We start from the raw sequence: 24,410 nt of genomic DNA on the forward strand, positions 1-24,410 counted from the left end.
CACCCGCGGTGGCGACGTGAAGGGCGTGATCTTCCACTCGGATCGCGGCAGCGAATATGTGTCCCGGCGGTTCAAGCGCGCCTGCCGGCGCCTGGACGTGACGCAGTCCATGGGCCGGGTCGGGTCATGTTTCGACAACGCCGTCAGCGAGGCGTTCAACAGCGTGCTCAAGGTTGAGTACGTCTACCGGCATACCTTCGCTACCCGGGCCGAGGCCCGGCTGAGGATCGCCACCTGGATCACCGGCTTCTACAACACCCACCGACTACACAGCGTGTGCGGATACCACAGCCCGATCGACTACGAACACGACCACCGAGCCAACTCCGCCTTGGGGCTGGCCGCATAGAAGATCTCCACAGAACGAGGGGATTGACAGCTGCAGCTTCCTCATAGATCAGCTTCGCTCCATGCACGGGATCGAGTTGGCATGCCACGATCTGGCCGGCCCACCACTGGGCCGCTGTCCATCGCGCCTTGGCAAGATCTTCGGAGATCAGCGGCAGCAGACCCAACTCTTCCAGCACAAGGTCGAACAGCTCGCGCGCCTGGGGATACTCACCACGCGCGAGGCCAGCCAGCAGAGGCAGCGAGGGAGCCTCAATGTCGGCCATCAGGGCGTCCAGGCCCAACTGGACCAGGTAAGCGTCCGAGGGGCGCTGCCAGGGTTCCATGGCCAAGTCCGCAGCGGCCATGCGGATCAGGCTGATCGCTACTACTGCGTCCACGCTGTCGCCTTCTCATCGTCTTTCCGTAGAGGAAAGTCCTATCACCGAGAGCCGGGTGGTTGATCAGGTGGCCAGCAATACGCGCTTGCGTAGCAGGCTGAAACCGGCTCGGCCGAACATCTGGCGCTTGAGCATCTTGATGCGGTTGACGTGCCCTTCGACGACACCGGAGTTCCAGGGCAGGGTGAGGCCGGCGATCACAGCCTCGCGGTCGCGGTCCATGCCCGCGGCAAGGGTGTGGAGGCTGGGCAGGTCGTCCTGGCGGACGGCGTCGAGCCACTCGGGGAGTCGATCGCCTTGGCGTTCGGTGAGCATCTGCGCAAAGGACCGGACGTGGCCGGTGAGGGCATCAAGCTCGGGGCAGTTGGCCAGCACGGCCTTGAGCCGGAGCTGCTCGATCTCCGTGAGCGTTTCCGGGCGGCTGAGAATCCATCTGGCCACCTGCCGGGGCGCTGGGGGTTGTGCGGTGACCGGCCGGGGTGACGTGCGTTTCTTCCTGATGTAGGCGCTGACGATGCCGTCGCTGCCCTTGTAACCGCGCGGGACGATCTCCTCCCAGAGCTTCCAGGCGTTGGTGCAGCCCCTCGTTCCAGCGGTCGTCGAGGTAGGGCTTGTACTCGTCCAGCACGGAGGCTCGGTTGAACTGGTACTGACCGGTGAAGAGGTCTTCTGGCCTGGCTGCATCGGCAAGGCTTTTGACGGTGCGGTGCGTCATGCGGAGTTGGCGGCCGATGGAACGGCGGCTGTGGCCGGCTTCCAGCATCGCGTGGACCGTGGCGTGTCGGGCCCGGATGCGGTTGGCGAACCGGTCGCTCTTCCAGGGCGAGGCCGGGTCCACCACCGAGGGTGCGGGCTCGTCGGATCCCTCCTCGACCGGTTCGGGCGCCAGGACGTGCAAGCACTGGCGGTGGCGGGCAACAGCTCGCTCGGCGGCCTCGCTGAGGTTGTGCCACAGATGCCACCGGTCAGCGACCTGGATCGCCTGGGGTGCCCCGGCAGAAGCGCCTTCGGCGAAGAACGGACGCTGCGTTCCGAGGACGTACGGCCTGAACGCCGGTTCCCGTTCAGGGTCAGGGCAACTGGTGCGGCTGGTACTGGTCGGCGACCTGCGGCGGGCACATGGGTTATGAGTTCTGGCTGGAGCGCGATCATCTGATGCTGCTCGCTACGCCTCATGGGGGAGCGGGGCGGGATCCTCACTCCTGCAGCATCCCGGAATTGATCTTTTTGGGTTCGTAACCGATAAGCTCTGCATGATGCCCGCGAGTTGACGCGATCGTGACCGATCGGCTCGTGGTGCGTACTCATCAGTGCGGTCTCCTTGCGCACCCCCTGGTCGATCGTTTCGCTTCGAAGGATGCAGATGGAACTCGCCACTCCGCCTCCGGCTGCGCGGGCCCCTGTTGCCTGGCACAGCTGGTGGCTGATGCCACTGGGCCTGGGAGGCGGGACGATAGCCGCCACGTTCATGAGCTCGGAGCGGATAACCGCGGCCGTCGCTGGTTTTGCGGCGACGGCGGCCGGTACCGTGTGTGTACGCCTTCTCCTGCGCACCCGCGCGCAGTTGCGCAGGGCCGATGAGGCCCACCGCACCGCGCAGGCCGAGCACTCCCAGCAGTGGCAGCAGCATATGGCTGGCTTGGAGCGGAACTTCGCCATCGAGCTCGCCGCCCAGGAGGGACAGCTCGCCGAGCAGGCGCAGACGTACGAGGCGCAGCTGGCCGAGCAGGCCACGGCGTTCGAGACCCGGTTCGCTGAGCAGGCCGAGTCCTTGCAGGTGCGACTGGACCACAATCTCGCCGCCGTGTCACGGCTCGCCGACGAGCAACTGCCCGACGCGATGCGGCGGCTGCGCTCCGGCGACGCCATCGACGACATTCTGCCGACGGTCGAGCAGAGCGTGAACGCTGGTGCCGACCTGCAGGCCGAACTGGGCAAGGTCCTCAGGACCGCGCTGATCGGCAACGAGGCCGAGATCAACCGCTCGACCTCCGCCGAACAGGCCGTCATCAGTGTCGGAAACCGCATCCACGTCCTGACCAGCAATCTCCGTGGTCGGCTGCACGATATGCAGGGCGAGCACGGCCGGCTGCCAGCCATCGCCCGGGGCCTGATGGAACTCGACCAGGCCATCGGCCCCGCCGACTGCCTCGCCGCCAGCATCGGCGTGCTCGGCGGCTCCGATCGCCCGGGCCGGCAATGGCAGGAGCCGCAGCGTCTGCTGAGTGTGGTGCGCGGCGGCATAGGCCGGATCAAGGACTTCCACCGCGTTCAGCTGCGCCATCTGCCCGAACTGGGCGTCGACGGCGGCCTGGTGGACCATCTGACGCTGATCTTCGCTCACCTGCTGGACAATGCCGCGCGGTACTCGCCGCCCACCGAGCCGGTGGTCATCTCCGGCAAGGAGGTTCCCAACGGGGTCGGCATTGAGATCCAGGACTCCGGCAAGGGCCTGAGCGAGGAGAAGAAGAGCGAGGTCGAACACGCCCTCGCGGGCTCCGCGCCCGGCGCGGGCCTCGGCGGCATCTCGGAGGACGCGAACATCGGCCTGCGCGTCGTTGGAATTCTCGCTCGCCGCTACGGCATCCGCGTCACCTTCGCCGACTCGCCGTGGTTGGGCACCTCCGTCGTGGTCGTCGTACCGCACAAGTACTTCAGCCCGCTGCCGGCTCTCGCCTCGCCCCCCGCGCCCTCCGTCACCGCTCCGGAGGCCCCGCCGGCGGAGAACGTCCCGCCCGCCGCCGCACCGGCGGCCCCGGAGTACGGACCGGCCGCCGTCCCGGCCCCCGCCGATGACGCCGTGGAGACGACACCGGGCGGACTGCCCCGGCGCCGGAACCGACGCAGCGAGCCAGCCGGCGGATCGACGCCGGCTGAGCGCGCCGACCAGGCCGACGTCTCCGCCGTTCCGTCGGTTGCCTCCTTCGCCGGCCTCGCCGCCTTTGCCACCACTGGACACGACCCCGGCCCGTCGGCCTGCGCGTCCCTGACATCCAAGGCCACTGGCAACCGCGACACGACCGCCGGTGGAGCGTCCATCGAGCACAGTACTGAAGAGAGCGACTAGTCCCCATGACCTACCAGGGAACAGACGTGAGCTGGGCGCTGCGCGACCTTGTGGAGAGCATCCAGGAGATCCGCTTCGCCCTTGTGGCCTCCAGCGACGGGAAGGCCATCACTGCCCACGGCGCCGAAGACCCCGACGACGTGGACCGCTTCGCCGCCGTGGTAGCCGGGCTGCAGGCCCTCGCCCAACCGGTCGCCGAGCAGTTCCCGCAGCACGCGGGGCAGCTGCGACTGGCGATGATCGAAGTGGACGGCGGGCACCTCTTCGTGGTCCGCGCGGGCATGGAGACGTATCTCGGTGTCCTGGCTCGCGAGGGCCTCGACCAGGGCCTGCTCGGCCACCAGATGAGGGACCTCGCCCGCAGAATGGGTGAACTCCTCGGCACCACGCCGCGCCTGGAGGAGCGCTCTGGATGAGTGCTCCCCGCGGGCCGGTCGACCCGTCCGGTCTCGAGCGCTACTACGTCCTCACCGGAGGCCGCAGCGGGCCGGGCGGTTCGGCGTCGGCTCTCGATGTGGCGACCCTCGTGGTCTCACGGGCTGTCCCTCTACCGGGTATGCAGCACGAGCACGAGGAGATCCTCCGGCGATGCCGTGATCCGCTGGCGGTGGCGGAACTCGGTGCCCACCTCCACCTGCCCTTCAACATTCTCGCGGTGCTGCTGTCCGACCTGCTCCAGGCGGGTCGCATCGAAGCCCGTGACCCCATCCCGGCACACGACGCCGGTCGCGGGACCGACCTAGCGCTCCTTGAGGAGGTACTCAGTGGACTTCAAAGGCTTTGACCAACCCGGGCGGTCGGGAGCCGGGGCCCGCTCGGTGAAGGTGATGATCGCCGGAGGCTTCGGCACGGGCAAGACCACCATGGTCCGCTCGGTCAGCGATATCAAGCCGCTGACCACCGAGGAGACCCTCACCCAGGCCAGCGCCGACGTCGACCACCTCATCGGCGTCGCCGACAAGACACAGACCACCGTCAGCCTGGACTTCGGCAAGATCGGCCTCAACGACTCGCTGATGCTGTATCTGTTCGGGACGCCCGGCCAGGAGCGGTTCTGGTTCCTGTGGAACGGTCTGTTCAAGGGTGCGCTCGGCGCGGTCGTCCTGGTGGACACCGGGAGGCTGGCTTCCAGCTTCCGGGCGATTGAGGAGATGGAGCGGCAGAAGGTTCCCTTCGTCATCGCGCTCAATGTCTTTCCGGACTCCTGTGACTACCCGGTCGACGAGATTCGCGACGCCTTGGACATCCCCCCGCATACGCCGGTCGTCTCCTTCGACGCCCGCGACCGGGCCGCCAGCCGTGATGTGCTCGTCACTCTGATTCGGCATCTGAAGGACCGCTCGGCCGCCGCCCTGGAGCTCCGATGAACGACCAGACTCTGTCCAAACCCGTTGGCGGCGGATGCCCCGTTGCTCGCGATGAGGACGTTATCCGGCTCTACGGCCCCGCGGTGGCGACCGACCCCCACGTCATCTACAGGCAGCTGCGGGGGGAATACGGCTCCGTCGCGCCCGTGCTGCTGGAGGGCGACGTCCCCGCCTGGCTCGTGCTCGGCTACCGGGAGAACCGGCGGGTGCTGGACAACCCGCTGTTGTTCAGTCGCGACTCGCGGATCTGGCGGGACTTCAGGGATGGCCGAATCGACGCGACGTCTCCGCTGATGCAGATGGTGGGCTGGCGCCCGGACTGCGTCTCGCAGGACGGCGAGCCGCACCGCCGACTGCGCGGAGCGGTGACCGACAACCTGTACGCTGTGGCCGGCCGGGGCATCCGCCGTCATATCACGCACTTCGCGAACAAGCAGATCGATGCGTTCGCCGACGTCGGCCGGGCCGACCTGGTGGCCGACTTCGCCGAGTACCTCCCGATGCTGGTCCTCACCCGCGTCTTCGGACTCGCCGAGAGGGAGGGACGCAACCTCGCCGAGTCCAGCAAGCAGGTGATTAAGGGCGGCGCGGACGCCCTCACGCACAACGAGCGCATCATGGGCATCCTTGGTGAACTCACCGCGCGCAAAAGCACTGCACCCGGATCCGACTTCGCTTCCGGCCTCATTGAGCACCACTCCGGTCTCGACGAGGAAGAGATCGTCAACCACCTGCGCCTGGTTCTGATCACAGCCCACACCACGACCAGTAACCTGCTGGCCCGGGCGCTCCAGCTCGTCCTCACCGACACATCCTGGCTGTCAGGCCTGGTGAGCGGGCAGCTGAACCTGTCCACGGTCGTGGAGGAAGTGATGTGGAACTCCCCGCCGCTCGCCGTGCTGCCGGGGCGGTTCGCCACCGCCGACCTGGAACTCGGCGGCTGCCCGGTTAAAGAGGGCGATCTGCTCGTGCTGGGCCTCGCGGCCGGCAACCGCGACCCCGAGATCCGCCCCGACACCGGCATCTCGGTCCAGGGCAACGCCTCGCACCTCGCCTTCAGCGCCGGCCCGCACGAATGCCCCGGACAGAACATGGGCCAGGCCATCATCGAGACGGCGGTCGACGTCCTGCTGCACCGGCTGCCGGGGCTGCGCCTGGCGGTGCCGCCGTCGGAACTCACCTCCACGGCCTCCACCTGGGAGTCGCGGCTGGACAGCCTGCCGGTCGAATTCGCCGTCTGAGCGCACCGCCCGGCAGGGCGGTGCTCGCCTCACATGGTCAGCAGGTCGTCCACCGATCCCCGCCCGGTCAGCTCGGCCGTGGCCACCGGGCCGTCCTTGTCCGCGGCATACCGGCCGGTGGTCAGCGCCCACTCGTAGTTGCCGTTGATCCAGTGCCGAACGGCCTCAACGCCCATCCCCACGCGGGCCCGCTCGTCCGCGTCGAGGCCCAGCTCGTCGCACATCTGCGGGACGCGGGCCTCAAGGCCGAGGTACTCGTCGAGGCAGCCGGTCGTCATGCGGTACGCCTCGTCAGTAGCCTCCTGCCACGAGCAGTCCCGCTCCCTGCGCAGGACAGCGATGAGGTTGTGGCCGTCCCCACGACGCCGCTCGCGTTCGAAGGAATGGATGTCGTTCATGAACCCGATGGTGTCCGCGGCCAGGTCCCGCATCCGTTCCATCAGCGGATGCGCCATCGCCGCAGCCGGAACCTCGAAGCCGCGACTGCGCTCGCCTGCGTCGATGCTGTGATGGATGCCGACGGTACGGCGCCGGAAGTCGGCATACCCGTCCAGCCCGAGCGTCCCGGCCAGCCCGCGGGCCGCGAGGTCCACCTCCTCGCAGTGCGCCACCAGGAACCGCCCCCAGGAGGCGGCGAACCGCGTCTGCCAGGTCAGGGACATCCCATTCGACAGATACTCCCAGACCTCCGCCCAGGCCAGGGTGATGGGGCAGACCACCCGTGGCGGGGTGCCCGCCGGACGCAGCGGCGTGGCTATCAGCTCCCGCGCCACCTCCGTTATCCCGTCAGCACGGTCCGGCCGGCCGGCGTCGAACTGGTCGTCGAAAAGGAAGGCCAGGGAGAACCAATTCATCAAAACAACCAGGTCGTCCGCCGAGGCGTGGGGGTAGGTGCGGGCCGCAGCCTGTGAAAGGTCCCAGGACCGGTACTCCTCGAAGCCGGCCGGGCTGCGCACCAGCCCCCTCTCCCGAACCCAGAGCAGATGGCTGTCGCGGGCGTACTCCAGATGTGGGCTGACAGGGGTCTTAAAGGGAAGGTCGAACCGGACGTCCTGAGGCATGTGCTTCCTTTCGGGAGACGGAACGCAGAGTCCCCCACCCTGCGAACGAGCGGCCGCGCCGACCACCCGCACACTCGAACTGGGATTCATCGTGCGAACGTTGAACCGGGAGACGCTACGGGGATGCCCCACCCTAAATGATCTACAGGCGCCCCGTCGTGATGCTGCGCAGCAGCCTCGGCTATCAGAGTCCGGCCGAATATGAGGCCGCTCTCGCGGCCTGACCACTACACCGTGGTGTGCGGCTGCCTGACGGTGATGCCGCGGATCCATTCGCCCGCCGGCGGAAGGGTCGCGGTGCTCATGCCGCACGCCCCCACACGGCCGTGCCCGGCCTGCCCGCCCGGCGGCCGTTAATGGACGGCGTCGTGGCGTGCGAGGTGGTCGCCAGGACCGCGCGGCCGGAGTGCTTGCCGTCGTACAGGGCAGCATCAGCCGCTCTCTGCAACGCAGTCAGGTCGCGGCTGCCGATCGCATCCGGCGTCGCGGCGCCGACCGAAGCGGCGATGTCGACCGTACGGCCGTCGTCCAGGCTGACCGGCGTGTGCAGCATCCGGACCAGTTGCTCCAGGCGGTGCGCGCGGCGGTCGGCGGTCAGCTCCAGGACCACGGCGAACTCATCGCCCCCAAGCCTGCCGATCGCGGCGCGTGGACCCGCCCAGGACGTGAGCCGGGCCGCGATCGACGCGAGGACGGTGTCCCCGGCCGCGTGGCCCATGCCGTCATTGATGGCCTTGAACCTGTCGGCGTCGACCATGACCACGGTCGCGTCGTCTCCGTGCCGGGACAGGAGCCGCCGCGCGCAGGCGGTGTAGGAGTCGCGGCGCAGGAGGCCGGTCAGCGGGTCGCGCTTCGTCGCGGCGAGCCGCTTGTGCAGCGCGATCGCGTGCACCGCCCAGCCGGTCAACGGCACGGCGGCGGTGGCGGTGGCGATCAGGAGGGTGCGTGAGCCGATCCGGCCCTGAACGCGCAGAACGGAGTTCATACTGGGGATCTCCCCCTCTTCTCGTACGGGTGGGGTGGGCCCGGGGCAGGCGGTCGGTTTCCACGCCTGGACGCCTGCCCCGAGGCAGAGCTACAGGTCGAAGTCTCCGTCGTCGGCGCGGGCCCAGCTGTGTGGGTCGTTCCAGCGGCCGGCGGTCGCGGCCTTCCAGTCGGGCTCCCAGCCGAGGCGCACACCGCGCGCTCCCCAGCCATCCGGCCGTTTGCCGGGCATTTCGAGTCCGGCCTGCTGCGCGGCGAGGGCTGCCTCGTAGACCTCGTGCGCGAGCCGGACGGCCGTGCTGCGGCTTTCTGCGCGGCCGGTGAAGATGTGTACCCCGGATAGGCCGCTGTCGTCGTGTATCGGGACGTCGACCTGGAAGTAGGGCAGGGTCATGACGTCCATCTCCTCTCGTGATCGCGGTGCAATCCGACGTGGTCGTTCAACGGCGCTGAACGGTTCTCCCATACGACTGCCGTCCGATCACGCCTTCGGGCCGCTGACCCGCTTGAGGCGACGGCCTATGAACCGCAAATCCCAGCGCCGCGAGGGATAGGGAACGCAACCACGGCGCAGCAGCTCACGCCGCTCCCGCACGGCCCGCCGAAAGCGGCGGCCCGAAAACAACCAGCCCCGTCGGTACAGGGTGCCGAACTGCAGGTCACGCAGCCACTCCTGACCATCCGCGTCCATAAAGCGGATCGCGTAGGGGATGTTCTCCATCCAGACGCGGTCGTCACCTTCGACGACCCGCTTGGTGGTCACAAACACCTCCTGGTCCGCGCAAATCAGCGGGGCGACCGCGCCGTCATTCAAGGTGCTCCAGTCAGGGTTGGGACTGGGCGTCAGCAGAGTCACCTGGGAAATCGGTCGGCTGGCGGTGTTCAGTACGTACGTGGTGGACTCTTCACCGTTGAAGTCCGTCCAGCAGATCACGCCCTGAGCATCCGCCCGTTCTTCCTTCCGACGGTCGCGGAGCAGGATGTAGAAGCCCAAGAGGAGCGATCCTCCAATCAGGATGGCGCTTACCCAAGCAGGAACGGTGCCCCAGTCAACTCCAGTCATGCTGAAAGTATTTGCTTCATAGCGGGGCCGGGAACACGACTTGAGCGACATCTGAGGCTCATCGGCGACAGGCTCGCGTTCACCTGACCCACACCTGTCGCCACCTTGACGAGGTTGGCATCCCCTCGCCGCTGATCTCGGGGAGCCGTAGGTTCCGCCCTGTCGAAGATCCGCCGGATCGCGTCAGACAACTGCCCCTTCCGCACCTGGCGGGCGGTGACGGGCTGCTGGTGCCACTTGTAGAACCAGGACTCCGAGATCCCCAGCACGCGGCAGGCCAGACGGTGCGGGATGGGGTGTTCGGTCCTCTGGTACCGATAAACGGGGCCACCTCGGCCGGTGCCTGTTCGGTCGCTTCACCCAGAAGACCATGCAGCGCTTGAGGACATCACGCTCCATCTCCAGCTCGCGTATCCGCTGTTTCCTCTCGCTCATCTCCCGCCGCAGCCGCACGAGTTCGCCGCGCTCACTCTCCCGCATCCGTCCGCCGGCTGCCTCGAGCGCGGGCCGATCGGAGAATGCCGACCTTTTTCGGCGCCAGCGCGAGACCCAGCTGTGCAGCGTGCCCGCGTGGACTCCGAGCTCGTTGGCGACCTGCGGGATCGGCTTCCTCGTCTCGATCACGATGCGTACAGCACCCTCACGGAACTCGGCGTCGGGGCTCGTTCGTCGGTCCGGGTGTGGCGAGCGGTCGGAGCTGCAGGACGAACAACCGACTGTCGTCGGCACGAGGGTCGTGCAGGCTGGAATGGACGGGGCCCGGTGAACGACCCGCCGTGCGTTGCGGTGCAGGGGTATCTCCTTTGTCCGTGTCCCGCGGCCGATGTCACCCGGGACGTGCTTGCGACGTCAGGAAAGACGTGCGGCGTCACGCGTGCCGAACGCGCCGGACCGGTCCTGGCCGGCACGTACCAGCCCGGTCTCGTAGGCGAAGACCACCGCCTGGACGCGGTCCCGCAGCCCGAGCTTCGCCAGCATCCGACCGACGTGGGTCTTGACGGTGGCCTCGGTGACGACCAGGTGGTCCGCGATCTCCGCGTTCGACATGCCTTGTGTCAGCAGCAGGAGGACCTGGAGCTCACGGTCGGTGAGACGGTCCAGAACCGTCCCGTCGGCCGGCATCCACACGTACCTCTCGGGTAACTGACTGCCCATCACGGACGCTTTCTCCCTCATGCCAAGGCGCCACCGACCCCGAGCATGGATACGCTCCGTGACCGGTCGTGCACCGACAGGATGCTGGCCGTCCCATCGGCCCCGCCACCCCCATGTGGAGGGTCTGACCCGACGCCCCTGCGTGGCGGGCCCGTGCGGGACGCCGACCCTTCCCCACAGGCGTCCCCCGCGCCCGTTCCCGCAGGCTTCCCCCGTGCCCGTTTCCGCACGCGGCAGGGTGACCGCCGTGATCAGTAGCCCGTTGCGGATCCGCCGCGGCCGCAGAACCATTCGCTCCGCCTCCCCTCCACCAGCGGCCCCGGGGGGGTGGATCAGGCGTCTGATCTCGGCGAGGCTGAGGTGGATGAGCCGGGAGGATCCGTTTCTGCCTTCCCGGTGTCGAACTGGCGGGCCCGCAGGACGGTGAGGCAGGCGTGGGCGGCCACGGCCAGGGTGATGTGGCGGTGCCGGCCGGGGTAGCGGCGGACCTGTTGGACCCCATGGCCTCAACCTCCCCTGCAATCAGCGACGCCACGTTACGAGGGGAAGGACATTCCGCCGACGTCTCAGAACACGGAGAGCCCGGTGGCGGTGGTGAAGGCCTCGATCGCCGCCACTGCGCCTACAGAGTTGCCGGCCCGGTCCAGGGCAGGACTCCAGGCGCACAGCGCCGCCCGGCCCGGCAATATCGCGAGCACTCCGCCGCCGACACCGCTCTTGGCAGGCAGACCGACCCGGTAGGCGAACTCCCCAGCGGCGTCGTAGGTCCCGCAGGTCAGCAGGACGGCGTTGACACGCTTGGCCTCGGTGCTGCTGAGCATCCGCGTTCCGTCGGCCCGCACCCCGTGACTCGCGAGGAAGCGGCCCGCAAGGGCCAGGTCGCTGCAGCTGGCGCTGATGGAGCAGTGGGCGAAGTACTCCTTGAGCACGACGGCAACAGCGTTGTCCAGATTGCCGTGGCTGGCGATGAAATGGGCCAGGGCTGCGTTGCGGTGGCCGTGGGCAGCCTCGGACGCGGCGACCGCCGGATCGATGCTGATCCCGGGATTTCCGGACTCCGCCCGGAGGAAACCGAGGACGCTCTGGGACGCGTCCCCGGTCAGCGTCTGCAGCCGGTCGGTGACGACGACGGCGCCAGCGTTGATAAACGGATTGCGCGGGATGCCGCGCTCGGCCTCCAGCTGTACGAGCGAGTTGAAAGGCGTCCCGGAGGGCTCCCGCCCGACACGGGTCCATAGCATATCCCCGCCCTCGGCTATAACCAGTGCCAGGGAGAACAGCTTTGAGATGCTCTGGATGGAAAAGGGCTCCTTCCAGTTCCCCACGCCGTAGAGCTCGCCGTCGACCGTGGCCAGCGCCATCCCGAAGGCATCCGGGACCGCCCCTGCCAATGCCGGGATGTAATCGGCGACATGCCCCTTTCCCGCCTCGCGGTGAGCCGCCACCATCGCCGTACGCAGGAATTCCGGGTAGTCCATGCCGTCCTTCGGGGCCGGGTTGATGAGTCCTACGCAGGGTAGCGGCCGCTTACGCCGCTCCGCGCACGTTGCCGCAGTCACCCTGCACGGTGGCCGGGGAGCAACCTCACAGTCACACCCGTTGACAGTCCCGTGAACTGCGATTCCTGGCATGATGAACCCACTTACCGGCAACCCTGCCACGAACGGACCAACACCCTCGACCGACCGCCATCACCGCCCGGCCGGACACCTCGCTGCTTCGTGTGACAGCGCAGCTTACCGGTGGCAAAGAAGGTGGCTCTTCGGTCGCTTCCGTGGGTGGACTTATGCGGTTTGACGGTGCGGTAGGTGGGGCCTGTGTCCGCCGAGGCTGAGCATGGCGAGGGCGATGAGGGAGGTGGCGTCCTTGAAGCCGAAGGCCATGCGCTGATCAGCCGGATCTTGGTGTTCATGCTCTCGACGAGTCCGTTGCTCAGTCCGTGCTCGTCAGCTGCGGCGATGGCATCCCAGTGTTTGACGATGGAGCGCTGGGGCTTCACGAAGGGCTCCAGACGGCGGCGCCTTGCCCACCCCACCCAGTCCCGCAGCGCCTGCGCGGTGTCCTGGCCATGCTTGAGGGCCATCGGCAGGCTTTCCTTGAGCAGGTAGGCACGGTGTCAGGCCCCGGTGGGCCCTGGTCAAGCTCGGCCGCGAAGAAGGACGCCGCGGCTTTCAGGATGTCGTTCGCACCCTTGAGTTCAGTGTTCTCCCGCTCCAGCGCTTTGAGTTGGGCTGAGCTTGACGTCTATCGTCGGTGGTCACTCGACCTGCTGAGATCGCTGGGTTCCCGGGGCATTTGAGACGGCCGTTCTTCGCGCTTCGAGCTGTCGAGTAACGAAGCACGCCGGGAACGCCGCTGCCCATGAGCCTGCCTGTCGATGTGCCCGGAGGCGAGGCGTCGGGCCTGTTGTCCCGCTATCGGCTCGAGTTCTACGAGTGTCTCTGCGCCCACCCGGATGCGCTCTTCGAGCTCACCGATGTGGTGCTGTGCGCGGGGTGCGGTCCGACGGGCGACCAGTGAGCACCCCCTGACCAGCCAGAGCGTCACCAGTCTCGCCATGGGGATCCACACCCAGCCCGGGCCGCACCCGTTCCACCAGCGGCGGATCGACTCCACAGCGAAGGCGGCGGTGTCGTGGTCGGTGCCGACGTTGACCCAGCCGGTGTTGCGGGTGAGGTCGTAGATTCCGTACGGGATGGCCTTGCCCAAATCAGCGTCCGGGAAGTCGTGGGTGTGCACGGTGACCGGCTCGCCGGGGGACCGCCACTGGCGGCCGCTGTTGCGGTACTGGCCGACCAGCTCCTTCTTCTTCGTGTCCACGCTGATCACCGGTTCCCGGCCGCCTGGTAGCCCTCTGCCTGTTCGTTGACATAGCGGAACTGCGCGTCCCGATCCGGGTGTTGCTTGCCTTCGATGGTCTTGGCGTTGCCCTGCAGGCTGAAGCCCTCCTCGCGCAGCAGGTCGCCTGCGGTATCCGCGCTGACCTGAGGTCCACCGCCCGCCTACGGCGCCCACCCACCCGACGGATCCGTCCCAACGGCGCCTCCCCGGACCCCAGTTCCGCTACCCCGCGCGAGACGGTGCCCTCACGCACCCCGGCCCCACGGGCGACAAGCCTGATCCCGCCGTGCCCCAGCGACCGCGCCTCCGCCTCTATGGTCAGCCGACGCTGGCGCTCGTCCAGGTGCGGGAACAACGCCTGGAACTTCGCCGTCAGCATCGAATCGGCCCCCTCCGGAATCCCCGTACCACAACAACGAGGCACGATCCCGGAAGCGACGGCTTGTTTCCCGGCGAGCCCTGACTTCGTGGCATTGGTTCAACCGCGTGCTGGGGATGCTTCACTGCCTGACCCACCGCACCGGGTCCAGCGAAACCGCCGCCTTCCCTGCCCTCAGAAACTCAACTCTCCTCAGTCGCTTGACAGTTCTTCCGCATCTGATGTCTTCATTTACGCGGTCGTAACCTCTGAAACACCTCAGATCTCTATAGGTTTGCCGCACGCCTCAGTCACAATCACAGGGCTTTGATCCCCCGGTCCAAGGCCGGGGCTATCCCTTCCCCCCTCACGAACGCGAGCCCTTCCATGAGCGACCTCAGTACGGCGTCCGGCGGGCCGTCCGCCGCCCCCGTGAATCTTCCCGGCGGGCCCCTGCCCGATCGCCAGCATGTGGACGCCGGTGACGCCGGGTACCACAAGGACCTCAAGTCGCGGCACATCACCATGATCGCCATCGGCGGGGCCATCGGGACCGGCCTGTTCCTCGGGGCCGGCGGCCGGATGGCCAGCGCGGGGCCGTCGCTGTTCATCGCGTACGCGGTCTGTGGCGTCATCGCATTCTTGGTGGTGCGCGCGCTCGGCGAGCTGGTGCTGTACCGGCCCTCCTCGGGCGCCTTCGTGTCCTACGCCCGGGAGTTCATGGGCGAGAAGGGCGCCTACACGGCTGGCTGGCTGTACTTCCTCAACTGGGCGACGACCGCCATGGCGGACATCACGGCGGCCGCCACCTACGCGCACTTCTGGGCGATGTTCAGCGACATCCCGCAGTGGGTGCTCGCGCTGATCGCCCTAGCCGTGGTGCTGGCGGCCAACCTGATCTCGGTGCGCTACTTCGGCGAGATGGAGTTCTGGTTCGCGATCATCAAGGTGGCCACCCTCGCTGTGTTCATGGTGGTCGGGATCGTCCTCGTCGTCACCCGGCACGACATCGGCGGCCACACCCCCGGCCTGGCGACCATCGGTGCGCACGGGGGACTGTTCCCCCACGGGGTGATGCCGATGTTGATGGTCATCCAGGGTGTCGTCTTCGCCTACGCAGCGCTGGAACTGTGCGGGGTGGCCGCGGGGGAGACCGAGAACCCCGAGAAGATCATGCCCAAGGCAATCAACTCGATCATCTGGCGGGTGGCGCTGTTCTACGTGGGCTCGGTCATCCTGCTGTCGCTACTGCTGCCCTACACCGCCTACGCCGCCGGGCAGAGCCCGTTCGTCACCGTCTTCGACAAGCTTGGCATCCCCGGGGCGGCCGGCGTGATGAACCTGGTAGTGCTGACCGCCGCCCTTTCCAGCCTCAACTCCGGCCTGTACTCCACCGGGCGCATCCTGCGGTCGATGTCTCTGTCCGGGTCGGCGCCGAAGTTCACCGGCGTGATGAATCGGGGCGGGGTTCCGTACGGGGGCATCCTCCTCACTGCCGGGTTCGGGGTGCTCGGGGTGATGCTCAACTACATCATGCCCGGCAAGGCCTTCGAACTGGTGCTGAACTTCGCCTCCATCGGAGTGCTCGGCACCTGGGCGATGATCATGGTGTGCTCGCTGCTGTTCTGGCGGGCGGCCCGCAACGGTCGGGTGCGGCGGCCGGGCTACCAGCTGCCCGGCGCCCCGTACACCCAACTGGTCACGCTGGCCTTTTTGGCCACGGTGGTCGTGCTGATGTGGCTGGACGGCGGCGTCTCCCGAACCACCGTGCTCTGCTTGCCGCTGCTCGGTGCCGCCCTGGTCGCCGGCTGGTACGCGGTACGCCGACGGGTCGCGGAAGCTGCCGGGGAGCGGTCCAGGATCTGAACCCGCCGCCACGGGTTGCACGGCGCGGCCGGATCCCGGGCGCGCCTCTGTGCGTGTGCGGTCGCGGGGGCAGCGTTGTGTTGAGGTGACCCCGGAGAGTGGACACCGGGGTTCATGCTGCGAGCGTGGGTCTACCCGCCTGGAGTTGCAGCTCTTCGAACTCTGGTGGCGAGAGGTAGTTCAGGGCACTGTGACGTCTCCGCGTGTTGTAGATACGTGAGCCACTGGAACATCTCCAGACGTGCCTGACACCCATGCGTCACGTGGAGCGCCTGGTTGTACGGAACGTGATCTCCGCAGACCTGTTCCTACCAGGGGCTTCAATCATGCCTGACGTCGAGTCACCATCGCATGGTCCGGCATCATTGCGCACCGCAACCGTCACGTTGCCGAGAAGACCTCATTGTCAGGGAGTCCACATCTCCAGCGTCGCCTCATTCCGGATGACCACTGCCCGGCTGGACACGCGTCATGCTCGACCGCCGCCACAAGACCGTTGTGGCCTGCGACTCCCGCCATGGCCGCATCCGCCAGGTGCAAGCAGCCAGATCATGCACGCCGTAGTGACGGGAGAGCCGGATGACCGGGTAACCGACAGGTCCGGTTCGGCGAGAGGCCGCGCGGAAATGGATCTGCCGCGGCGAACACCTAGCCGCGCGACCGGCCCAACCGGGTGGCTGTCGTGTGGGGCAGCTGTGAGCATCGTGGTGTGACGTCGGGGCCGGAGCCTGCCCCTCGTGCGACAACTGGCCTCAGTTGCCTCGGAGTAGACCTGTCGGCTTCGGTAGCCGGTTCCATATGACGTCAACCAGATCCGTGACGGAGCGAAAGCCATCGCTGCAATTCACCGAGAGGTGGTCGTGATCGTCACGGAAATGGCAGCCAGGGTGGAGCGCCACCTCGATGACTGGTACGGTCAGGCTGGCGATTCCTTACGCGGCACGATGAAATTCATCCAGAAGAACCTGGGCGGCACATTCAAGTGGCTGGAGGACGCGTATAAGTACCTCCTCCTCGACAGCGAACGGGTCGCACACGCTGAGGAGACACAGGCTGCTGTCCTGTTCAACAAGTAGGCCCTCCGGGCAGCCACCCAACGATCCGTACAGGGCGCGCAGCCAAGGATCCGTACCTGTTCGAGTCGGCGGCCTGGTGCTGGATGAAGAGCAGCGAAAGGGCTGCGGTGGGCCGCACGCTGGCGCCACGGCCAGGTGAATTCGCCGAAAACCACACGGAATTGATTTCTCTTGGCGGCGTATACGTGTCTCTATGGTACGCCGCTGTTCGTTCTCGAAAACCGGAGATATACATGGCTAGCTTCGCCTTTCGCAGGGCGTTCCTCGTGCTCGCTTCAGCCGTCGCGCTGTCCACTTCCGCGATCACAGCTGCCCCGGCCGCCCAGGCGGCCACTGTCCCTCTCGGGGTGAACGCGCCCTACCTGTACTTGGGATGGGGCAGCCCGCCGAACCCCACCAGCGTCATGACCGCCACAGGCACCAAGCAGTTCACCTTGGCGTTCCTCACATCCGATGGCACCTGCAGCCCCAAGTGGGACGGCTATCGAAATCTGCTCGGAGGGCGGGAGGAGAGCGCGATCAAGAAAATCCGCGCTGCAGGCGGTGACGTGGTGGCCTCGTTCGGCGGGTGGAGCGGCCACAAGCTCGGCATCAAATGCAAGTCTGCCGCTGCCCTGGCAGACGCATACCAAAAGGTGATCAAGGCCTACAAGCTCAAGGCGATCGACGTCAATATCGAAAACACCGAGGATGATAGTGCCGCAGTGCGCCAGCGGATCGTTGACGCTTTGAAGAAGGTCAAGGCCGCCAACTCCGGAATCAAGATCTACGTCACGTTCAGCGGCACCGCTACCGGGCCCGTCACTCCCATCAAGGACCTGATCAAGCGGGCCGCCGCATCTCACCTCGTGGTGACCGGCTGGAACATCATGGCGTTCAACTTCCGTACCACCGACACCATGGGCACAGCCACCATCAAGTCCGCCGACGGCCTGAAGAAGACCGTCGCCACCGCGTACGGCCTGCCCTCCGCCGATGCCTACCGGCGCATTGGCATCTCCACGATGAACGGCAAGACCGACCTGGCAGGGCAGAAGATCAGCGTGCGTGACTTCAACACCATGCTCGGTTACGCGAAACGGCACCACATCGCACGCTTCACATTCTGGTCGGTCAACCGTGACCGGTCCTGCGCCCCCGGGCTCGACGCCGACTCCTGCAGTGGAGTTAAGCAGTCGAAGTACGACTACACCAAGGTCGTGGCTCAGTACCGCGGCTGACACCCAGCTCCGTGGTATTCCCAGTTTGTGGCGGAGTTCCGCAACCCGCGTTCCGCCTAATGCGGGAGAGAGCCGGAGTCAGCACTCCGTGCCGCACCGGCTCCGGGGTCACCGCGCGCTGCCGGGCGAGGCGGTGCAGCAACTGATGTCCCATCACCGTCAGCAGCTGCTGTCCGTGGGGGTCGTCCCAGAAGTGGACAATCACGCGGGGGGACCGGAGCGGGCCCGCGGCGGAGCTCTCCCACCGGCGAGCGTTCCACCAGTGACCGGACCGGCCCGTCCGCACACAGCACCGCATCAGCCAACTCGAATAACCAACCACCAGTCCTCTGTCGGCGTTTCGGTGATCACTACGCACCCGAGTCCGTCAGCGCCGGTCCCCGGGCCGCAGAGCCTCCGCCGAGCCTGACGCCGCCGACTGCAACACCAACTCCTGACACTGAAACGCGGCCAGTGAAACACCGTCCCGGTCGTTGCGGCTCCCATGGGTACCGCTGGAATCCGAACCGCGTGTACCAGTGACACACACGACATACTGTGAGCTATGAAAAACATGTCTCGGTGCGTGCCGGCGGCGGCGCTCACGCTCGTCACCAGCCTGGTGGCGGGCTGTCTCGTTTCCTGCTCGACACCGGACGCCGCCCCACGTGCGGCGATACGCGTCAATCAGGCCGGATACGTGAGTGGTGAGAAGAAGTACGCCTTCGTGATGGGCGACCATGACGCCTTGGCCGGGGCAGGTTTCACGGTGGTTGACGAACGCGACCGCACCGTCCTCCGGGGCAGCCTCGGGCCGACGACCGGCTCCTGGAACGACGCGTACGACGCTGTGCACACCGTCGATCTCTCAAAGCTCACCCGCCCCGGTATCTTCCAGTTGCGGCTCACCGGCTCGGCGAAGCGGCAATCCGCGCGATTCCGTGTGGGGTCGGCACGGGAGCTGCTGGATCCGCTGCGCGAGGACAGCATCCGCTTCTTCCATACCCAGCGCGACGGTCCGGACGTGCTGCCGGAGGAGACCGGGCGCGAGGCGGCCCACCTCACGGACGAGCGCGGCATCGTCTACGTGACTCCGCGCGATGCAGCAGATGAGGAGACGACAGACACTGCCCTGACCAAGGTCCCGGGCGATCCCGTCGACGTGGCGGGAGGCTGGTTCGACGCCGGTGACTACCTCAAGTTCACGCACACGGCTTCGTACGTGGTCGGTCAGATGCTGACCACTGTCCGTGACACCTCACCCGTACCCGGACTCACGGAAGAGGCAGAACACGGCCTGCGTTGGCTGGACAGGATGTGGGACGGCACGACCGGCACCCTGTACGCACAGGTGGGTCTCGGCAGCGGCGACGAAGACATCCGCGGCGATCATGACGCATGGCGTCTGCCGGAGGAGGACGACGACCTCATCGTGCGCCCTGGCGACCGCGACTACCTGCTGAAACATCGCCCCGTCTTCCGCGCCAACACACCGGGGGAGCGAATAAGTCCCAATCTGGCGGGCCGGGTCGCCGCCGCCTTCGCTCTCGCGGCACAGACCGAGGCGCAGGAACGGCCGGACACCGCGCGCCGATGGCTTGAGAAGGCCGCCGCCGTCTACGCACAAGCCGACACCCGTGCGCACCGTCCACTGGTCACCACGACGCCCCGCAGCTTCTACCAGGAGGACTCATGGCAGGACGACATGGAATGGGCCGCGGCCGAACTCGCCCGCGCCGCAACGGACCTGGCTGATCCACGAGGCCCTCGATGGATGAGTGAGGCGGTCGGCTGGGCGGATTCGTACATCCGCTCGGACTCGCGCGGCACCCTCGAAATCGCGGATGTCAGCGCCATGGCCCACGCCGATCTGCTGGCGACGGACAGTCTGGACAGTGAGTCGGCGTCCCGGCTGCGGGCCGATCTCCGGCGGCAGTTGGACGAGGGCGGGCAGATCGCCTCGCACGATCCATTCGGATCCGGCGTCGCCCTCACCGAGTTCGACGCCGTGCCGCACTCGCTGGGCCTACTGGCGACGGCGGAGCTTTACGCGCGCGTCACCGGCGATCACCGCTACGACGCCTTCGCGGCCCGGCAGCGCGGCTGGGTCTTCGGTGCCAACGCCTGGGGAACCAGCTTCGTCATTGGGGCGGGCGAGATCTATCCGCACTGTCCGCAGCACCAGATTGCCAACCTCGCCATGAGCCGGACCGGACGGGGAGACATCCTGCGGGGGGCCGTGGTCAACGGTCCCAACAGTGCGGAACAGGTGCGTGACGTGGAGACACCGGAGGATGCGCGGCCCTGCTCCTATACTCCGCCCGGATCGGTGTGGTCCGACTTCGACGGTCACGGTGCCGAATACCTCGACGACGTCGGAGCGTGGCAGACGGTCGAGTCGGCGGACGACTTCACCTCGACAGCGCTTTTCGCCCTCTCGCTCACGGCACGGAGGTCGTGAGCGCCGACCCGGCGAGTACGTGCAGGGACACATGTGCCTGTCTTCAGGGCCTTGACCCAAGGCCGGGTAGTTAGGGCCCGTAAAGAATCAACACGTTGGTTTGGTCTCTGTCGTGAGGGTCGCGCCGTGTGCGGTGGCGTGGACGAGGAGTCCTGCCAGGGTGCTGAGGTGTGCTGCTGAGGGCTGGGGTGTGTGCGCGTGCTGGTCCATCAGTCGTCGGATCTCGCTGGTGGTGTGGCGGATGGTGTCCTTGCTGACGTCGAAGAGGTGGGCCAGCACGGTAGGCGGCAGAGCGAGGTTTTGTTGCAGCACGGTGGCCAGGACCCGGTCGGCCAGGTCGAGTTTGGCTTTGCGGCCGCCGCCCGGGGCCCGGCGCCGGGTGCCGCCGTCGCGTCGGGTGGCCGGGTCCTGTTTCTGCAGCGCCTGCCAGCCGGGGGTCAGAGTCTCGGTCAGTTCGGTCAGTTCGGTCAGTGCGGTGCAGGTCATGCCGGTCAGCACGAGATGTGACAGGACACCGCGATCGAAGACCGCCGCCGGCCCGGGCGTCGGCCTGGTGGGGCCTGCTGGGCTGGCGGGGTGGGGTGCACGGTGTAGTTCCATTCGCCGTGGAAGGCATGTCCGGTGACCGGCACCGCGTTCAGTTCGGCGTCGCTGACCTTCACACCGGTGGGATAGGTGCCGGTGTCGAGTGCGGCGTGGACGGTGAGACCGGTGCGGGTGGTGGTCGCGGCGATGGACTGCACGACGACCTCGTGGCTGTTCAGCGGTCTGCCGCGCCAGTTCATGGTGATCGCGGAGAACAGCCGATGCTCCACCTTGTTCCACTTTGATGTGCCCGGCGGCATGTGGCAGACCGTGACGGCCAGGCCGGTCCGGGCGGCGAAAGCGGCCAGCTCGGTCTTGAAGGTCCGGGTGCGGTAGCCGTTGGAGCCGCCGGCATCGGCAGTGATCAGCAGACGTCTGGCCTGCGGGTAGTCGAGGCGTCCTTGCCCGTTCCACCAACGGCGGATCGATTCGACCGCGAAGGCTGCGGTGTCGTGATCCGTACCGACATTCACCCAGCCGGTGTCCGCCACCAGATCGTAGATGCCATAAGGCAGGGCCTTGCCCAGTGCATCGCCGGGGAAGTCATGGACGTGAACCCGCACGGGTTCACCGGCCGGCCGCCACTGACGTCCCGCATTCTTGAACTCCCCGACGACTTCCTTCTTTTTCGTGTCCACACTGACCACCGGCTCGCCCTCCGCCTGATGGTCCTTGACCTGGTCGTTGATGTACCGGAACTGCGCGTCCCGGTCGGGGTGCTGAGCGCCCTCAAGGGTCTTGGCATTGGCCTGCAGACTGAAACCGTTCTCCCGCAGCAGCCTGCCCACGGTCGGCGCCGACGCGGCATGGCCCTGCCGCGTCAGCTCCCCGGCCAGAGACCGCAGCGACTTGGTCGTCCACCGCAGCGGCGACATCGGATCGCCCCGCTCATCCGGCTCTACCAGCGCCAGCAACGCCGGAACGAGCAGCCGGTCAAGCTTCTCAGCGCTCTTGCGACCGCCACCGTCCCGGCGGACACGGCCATCGGGCAGTGGGCCTTCACCGCCCTCCAACTCAAAGACACCCTTCCGCACCGTCGTCTCGCTCACCCCTGCGGCACGCGCGACGGCCCGGACCCCGCCGTGCCCCAGCAGCCGGGCCTCGGCGGCCAGCGCCAGCCGCTGCTGCCGCTCATTCAGATGAGGGAACAACACTCCGAATCTCAGGGCAAGTTGGTCACGAACCTCGCTCGGTATGCGCATACCACACCAACGACAGGGAGGCCGTGAAGCAACGTGTTGATTCTTTACGGGCCCTTAGCGTTTTCGCTGGTCACGCAAGGGGAGTTGGGGTCCATGTTGTGGCGGCATAGAGGCCGGGGCGACTTTGTGGATGAGGCCGGTCCCGGCCCATCTGGAGAGCTGTCGATACATGGTCTCCATAGTGATGTCGCCGAAATGGGAGGCAATGTCACGGGGACGCCAGAGGCGGTCGGGGTCCTTCTCGAGCAGGGCCAGGATTCGGTGCCAGCGGCGCTTGGCGAGGGCGGTGTGCCGATCGTCGCGGGAGACTGCGGGGAGCTGACGGCGGGACTCCGGAGGCTCGAGGATGTTGATGTCGAGACCGTGACGGTGCGGGTGTGGTCGGGCCTACCGTCCTCGTGGCGGGTGCTGTAGCGGGACATCGGTGACTTGACCTTGCGGGTGCTGACCCGCTGGCGTCGGGGCGGGAGGAGGCGGGGCAGGATCCGGTGGCCGATCAGTCCGAGACGACCGGCGGCGGGGTCGGTGAGCACCTGTTTCTGAAGTCAGGGGTGTGATCACCGCAGGTCGGGGCTGGCGGCGTCAATCGCGCACCGGGACCAGTTCAGCTACCCCGGGCGCCGAGTTGAGCTTGGCCCAGATCCGGTCCCGACTCCACTGGGCGAAGCGCCGGCAGTTTGGTTCAGCGGACGACAGGTAGCGGGTGCCACGCTGCCGGGGCCCGGCGGCGTGGTGCGCTGAGGCCGATGAAATGATCACGGCAGGAGTGATCAAGGGGGGCACGTGTCCACGTTGTTTCTAGTCGTCAGCATGGTGATGGCACTGGTGCTTGGTGTGGTGGGGGTGCTGGCCGTGGTGACTGGCCGCGTCGTCCTTCCCTGGTTGAACAGCAGTGTGAGACGCCCCGGGGTCTGGGGTGCTGGCGCCTTGCTGCTGGCAGGAGCAGTTGGGGGCGCGCGCATCATGCCTTTCGAGGTCAACGTGCCGCTCATGCTGGGCGGTCTTGTTCTGATGGGGCTGGCTCAGGTTCTTGGGAGTCGGGAGTCCCGGCAGGCTGAGTAACACCACGCATAGACGGCGATGGCATTCGAGGGGCTGCCGGAGGCAGCACAGGAACAACCGGCCGCACCCCCATCTCTGAGAACCAGCAAACGGAGAGGCCGACCTCGTGGACGGTCCCGCGGTGGTGACGGGAGGATTGGAGCCAGGCTCAAGGAAGCTGGACGGCCCAGGTTGGCGGTGGTGACCGCCACCGCCAGAATGATCAGTCCCGTTGCGCTTCGCGAGATGCTGGTTGCCCGCTCCTGTGGGAGCTTCGGCAGGTGATACGCCTAGTCATGAGCGTGATCGCAGCCCACATGATCAACGATTCCGAATGCTGGATGAGCCGTTCGTAATCGCGTGCGTGTCGGCGGGCGTGCATCATCCAGGCCCATGTTCGTTCGACGACCCAGCGGCGGGGCAGCACGATGAATCCGGAGGTGTCCTTGGGGCGGCTCACGGTCTTGATCGTGAGGCTGAGGTACTTCTTGGCCCAGGTCACGAGCTTTCCGGCGTAGGCGAAGTCCGCCCAGACGATGGTGATCTCGGGGTGCATCAGGCGGAGACGGAAGAGGAGTTCCTTGGCAGCGTCGCGGTCGGTGAGCGGGGCCGGAGTGACCATGACCAGCAGGGGCAGGCCGCGGGTGTCGACCACCAGGTGCCGTTTGCGGCCGTTGATTTTCTTGCCCGCGTCGTAGCCGCGCGAGTCCTTGCCGACGGTTTCGGCTGCTCTGACGCTCTGGGAGTCGATCACGGTCGCGACCGCCCGGGGGCCTTTGCCGATCTCGCGGCGGATCCGGCCTGAGAGGTGATCGCGGATCTGTCCGATCACGCCAGCGGCGGCCCAGCGGGCCATGAAGCCCCAAACCGTACGCCAGGGCGGCAAATCAGCGGGCAAAGCACGCCATTTGCAGCCAGTGTCCACGACGTAACGGATAGCGTCGACGATCTCGCGGCGGGGGTGCTTCTCCGGCCGGCCACCGGCTGGGGTTTCGCAGGCCGGCTCGGGCCACAGCGGTTCTATCAGGGCCCATTCGGCGCCGGTGGTGTCGGAGGGATAGCGGCGCTGGCGCATAGCGGTGGCCTTCCCCCCGTGCATTGGTGGGCGGTCCGCC

The 24,410-nt window shown here is 67.2% G+C and carries 18 protein-coding genes and 6 pseudogenes; 11 read left to right on the forward strand and 13 right to left on the reverse strand.

The window, feature by feature from the left end; genetic code table 11:
- The coding region (locus tag ACIOHC_RS38885) for a transposase (protein WP_401846290.1) at positions 1-349 on the forward strand (349 nt) is incomplete at its 5' end.
- Positions 350-791: 442 nt separating this feature from the next.
- Here ACIOHC_RS38885 and ACIOHC_RS38890 read toward each other — a convergent pair.
- A complete protein-coding gene (locus tag ACIOHC_RS38890) occupies positions 792-1,412 on the reverse strand; it encodes a transposase (RefSeq protein WP_365693017.1) in 621 nt (206 codons plus the stop codon).
- A 679-nt stretch (positions 1,413-2,091) separates the two neighbouring features.
- On the opposite strand from ACIOHC_RS38890, the gene ACIOHC_RS38895 reads away from it, so the two are divergent.
- Genes ACIOHC_RS38895 through ACIOHC_RS38915 form a run of 5 tightly spaced genes read left to right on the forward strand, consistent with a single transcriptional unit; the run spans position 2,092 to position 6,403 of the window.
- Positions 2,092-3,795 carry an ATP-binding protein gene (locus ACIOHC_RS38895; RefSeq protein ID WP_401846292.1) on the forward strand — a complete coding sequence of 568 codons (1,704 nt, stop codon included), beginning with the start codon at positions 2,092-2,094 and terminating at the stop codon, positions 3,793-3,795.
- A gap of 5 nt (positions 3,796-3,800) precedes the next feature.
- On the forward strand, positions 3,801-4,211 hold the full coding sequence (locus ACIOHC_RS38900) for a roadblock/LC7 domain-containing protein (RefSeq protein ID WP_351084604.1): 411 nt from the start codon (positions 3,801-3,803) through the stop codon (positions 4,209-4,211).
- A complete protein-coding gene (locus ACIOHC_RS38905) occupies positions 4,208-4,579 on the forward strand; it encodes a DUF742 domain-containing protein (RefSeq protein ID WP_351084605.1) in 372 nt (123 codons plus the stop codon). The genes ACIOHC_RS38900 and ACIOHC_RS38905 overlap by 4 nt, the downstream gene beginning before the upstream one ends.
- Positions 4,560-5,162 (forward strand): ATP/GTP-binding protein, encoded by a 603-nt coding sequence (locus tag ACIOHC_RS38910; protein WP_351084606.1) that lies wholly within the window; start codon positions 4,560-4,562, stop codon positions 5,160-5,162. The genes ACIOHC_RS38905 and ACIOHC_RS38910 overlap by 20 nt, the downstream gene beginning before the upstream one ends.
- Entirely contained in the window at positions 5,159-6,403 is a 1,245-nt protein-coding gene (locus ACIOHC_RS38915; protein WP_351084608.1) for a cytochrome P450, read from the forward strand. The genes ACIOHC_RS38910 and ACIOHC_RS38915 overlap by 4 nt, the downstream gene beginning before the upstream one ends.
- 29 nt (positions 6,404-6,432) lie before the next feature.
- Here the strand turns inward: ACIOHC_RS38915 and ACIOHC_RS38920 are convergent, their stop codons facing one another.
- The 10 genes and pseudogenes from ACIOHC_RS38920 to ACIOHC_RS38965 form a co-directional block, all read right to left on the reverse strand.
- Positions 6,433-7,464, reverse strand: coding sequence for a 7-epi-alpha-eudesmol synthase (locus ACIOHC_RS38920; RefSeq protein ID WP_351084610.1), 1,032 nt, complete (start codon positions 7,462-7,464; stop codon positions 6,433-6,435).
- A gap of 301 nt (positions 7,465-7,765) precedes the next feature.
- Entirely contained in the window at positions 7,766-8,449 is a 684-nt protein-coding gene (locus tag ACIOHC_RS38925) for a GGDEF domain-containing protein (RefSeq protein ID WP_351084612.1), read from the reverse strand.
- Positions 8,450-8,539: 90 nt separating this feature from the next.
- Positions 8,540-8,842, reverse strand: coding sequence for a hypothetical protein (locus ACIOHC_RS38930; protein WP_351084614.1), 303 nt, complete (start codon positions 8,840-8,842; stop codon positions 8,540-8,542).
- A gap of 87 nt (positions 8,843-8,929) precedes the next feature.
- Complete coding sequence (locus ACIOHC_RS38935; protein ID WP_351084616.1) at positions 8,930-9,442, reverse strand: hypothetical protein; 513 nt, start codon at positions 9,440-9,442, stop codon at positions 8,930-8,932.
- 252 nt (positions 9,443-9,694) lie between these two features.
- Positions 9,695-10,240 carry a transposase gene (locus ACIOHC_RS38940; protein ID WP_365692991.1) on the reverse strand — a complete coding sequence of 182 codons (546 nt, stop codon included), beginning with the start codon at positions 10,238-10,240 and terminating at the stop codon, positions 9,695-9,697.
- Positions 10,241-10,360: 120 nt separating this feature from the next.
- Positions 10,361-10,612 (reverse strand): annotated as a pseudogene (locus ACIOHC_RS38945) (response regulator transcription factor); the annotation flags it as partial.
- A 386-nt stretch (positions 10,613-10,998) separates the two neighbouring features.
- Positions 10,999-11,157 (reverse strand): annotated as a pseudogene (locus ACIOHC_RS38950) (IS701 family transposase); the annotation flags it as partial.
- Positions 11,158-11,232: 75 nt separating this feature from the next.
- Positions 11,233-12,144: a glutaminase gene (locus tag ACIOHC_RS38955; RefSeq protein WP_351084621.1), complete on the reverse strand. Its 912-nt coding sequence runs from the start codon at positions 12,142-12,144 to the stop codon at positions 11,233-11,235.
- A gap of 306 nt (positions 12,145-12,450) precedes the next feature.
- A pseudogene (locus tag ACIOHC_RS38960) lies at positions 12,451-12,779 on the reverse strand (transposase); the annotation flags it as partial.
- Positions 12,780-13,246: 467 nt separating this feature from the next.
- A pseudogene (locus tag ACIOHC_RS38965) lies at positions 13,247-13,886 on the reverse strand (ISAzo13 family transposase); the annotation flags it as partial.
- Positions 13,887-14,252: 366 nt separating this feature from the next.
- Here ACIOHC_RS38965 and ACIOHC_RS38970 point away from each other — a divergent pair.
- The 4 genes from ACIOHC_RS38970 (at position 14,253) to ACIOHC_RS38985 (ending at position 20,467) form a co-directional block, all read left to right on the forward strand.
- Positions 14,253-15,731, forward strand: coding sequence for an amino acid permease (locus ACIOHC_RS38970; RefSeq protein WP_351084622.1), 1,479 nt, complete (start codon positions 14,253-14,255; stop codon positions 15,729-15,731).
- A gap of 860 nt (positions 15,732-16,591) precedes the next feature.
- On the forward strand, positions 16,592-16,807 hold the full coding sequence (locus ACIOHC_RS38975) for a hypothetical protein (RefSeq protein WP_351084624.1): 216 nt from the start codon (positions 16,592-16,594) through the stop codon (positions 16,805-16,807).
- Between the two features lie 83 nt (positions 16,808-16,890).
- Positions 16,891-18,027, forward strand: coding sequence for a chitinase (locus tag ACIOHC_RS38980; RefSeq protein WP_401846299.1), 1,137 nt, complete (start codon positions 16,891-16,893; stop codon positions 18,025-18,027).
- A gap of 544 nt (positions 18,028-18,571) precedes the next feature.
- Positions 18,572-20,467: a glycoside hydrolase family 9 protein gene (locus tag ACIOHC_RS38985; RefSeq protein ID WP_401846301.1), complete on the forward strand. Its 1,896-nt coding sequence runs from the start codon at positions 18,572-18,574 to the stop codon at positions 20,465-20,467.
- An 87-nt stretch (positions 20,468-20,554) separates the two neighbouring features.
- Here ACIOHC_RS38985 and ACIOHC_RS38990 read toward each other — a convergent pair.
- A pseudogene (locus ACIOHC_RS38990) lies at positions 20,555-22,254 on the reverse strand (ISAzo13 family transposase).
- Positions 22,255-23,037: 783 nt separating this feature from the next.
- Here ACIOHC_RS38990 and ACIOHC_RS38995 point away from each other — a divergent pair.
- Positions 23,038-23,316, forward strand: a complete 279-nt coding sequence (locus ACIOHC_RS38995) for a hypothetical protein (RefSeq protein ID WP_351084632.1) — start codon at positions 23,038-23,040, stop codon at positions 23,314-23,316.
- A 236-nt stretch (positions 23,317-23,552) separates the two neighbouring features.
- On the opposite strand, the pseudogene ACIOHC_RS39000 reads toward ACIOHC_RS38995, so the two are convergent.
- Positions 23,553-24,370, reverse strand: a pseudogene (locus tag ACIOHC_RS39000) (IS5 family transposase); the annotation flags it as partial.
- Positions 24,371-24,410: the final 40 nt, after the last annotated feature.

Source organism: Streptomyces sp. NPDC088252 (assembly GCF_044740965.1).
Taxonomy (GTDB): Bacteria; Actinomycetota; Actinomycetes; order Streptomycetales; family Streptomycetaceae; genus Streptomyces.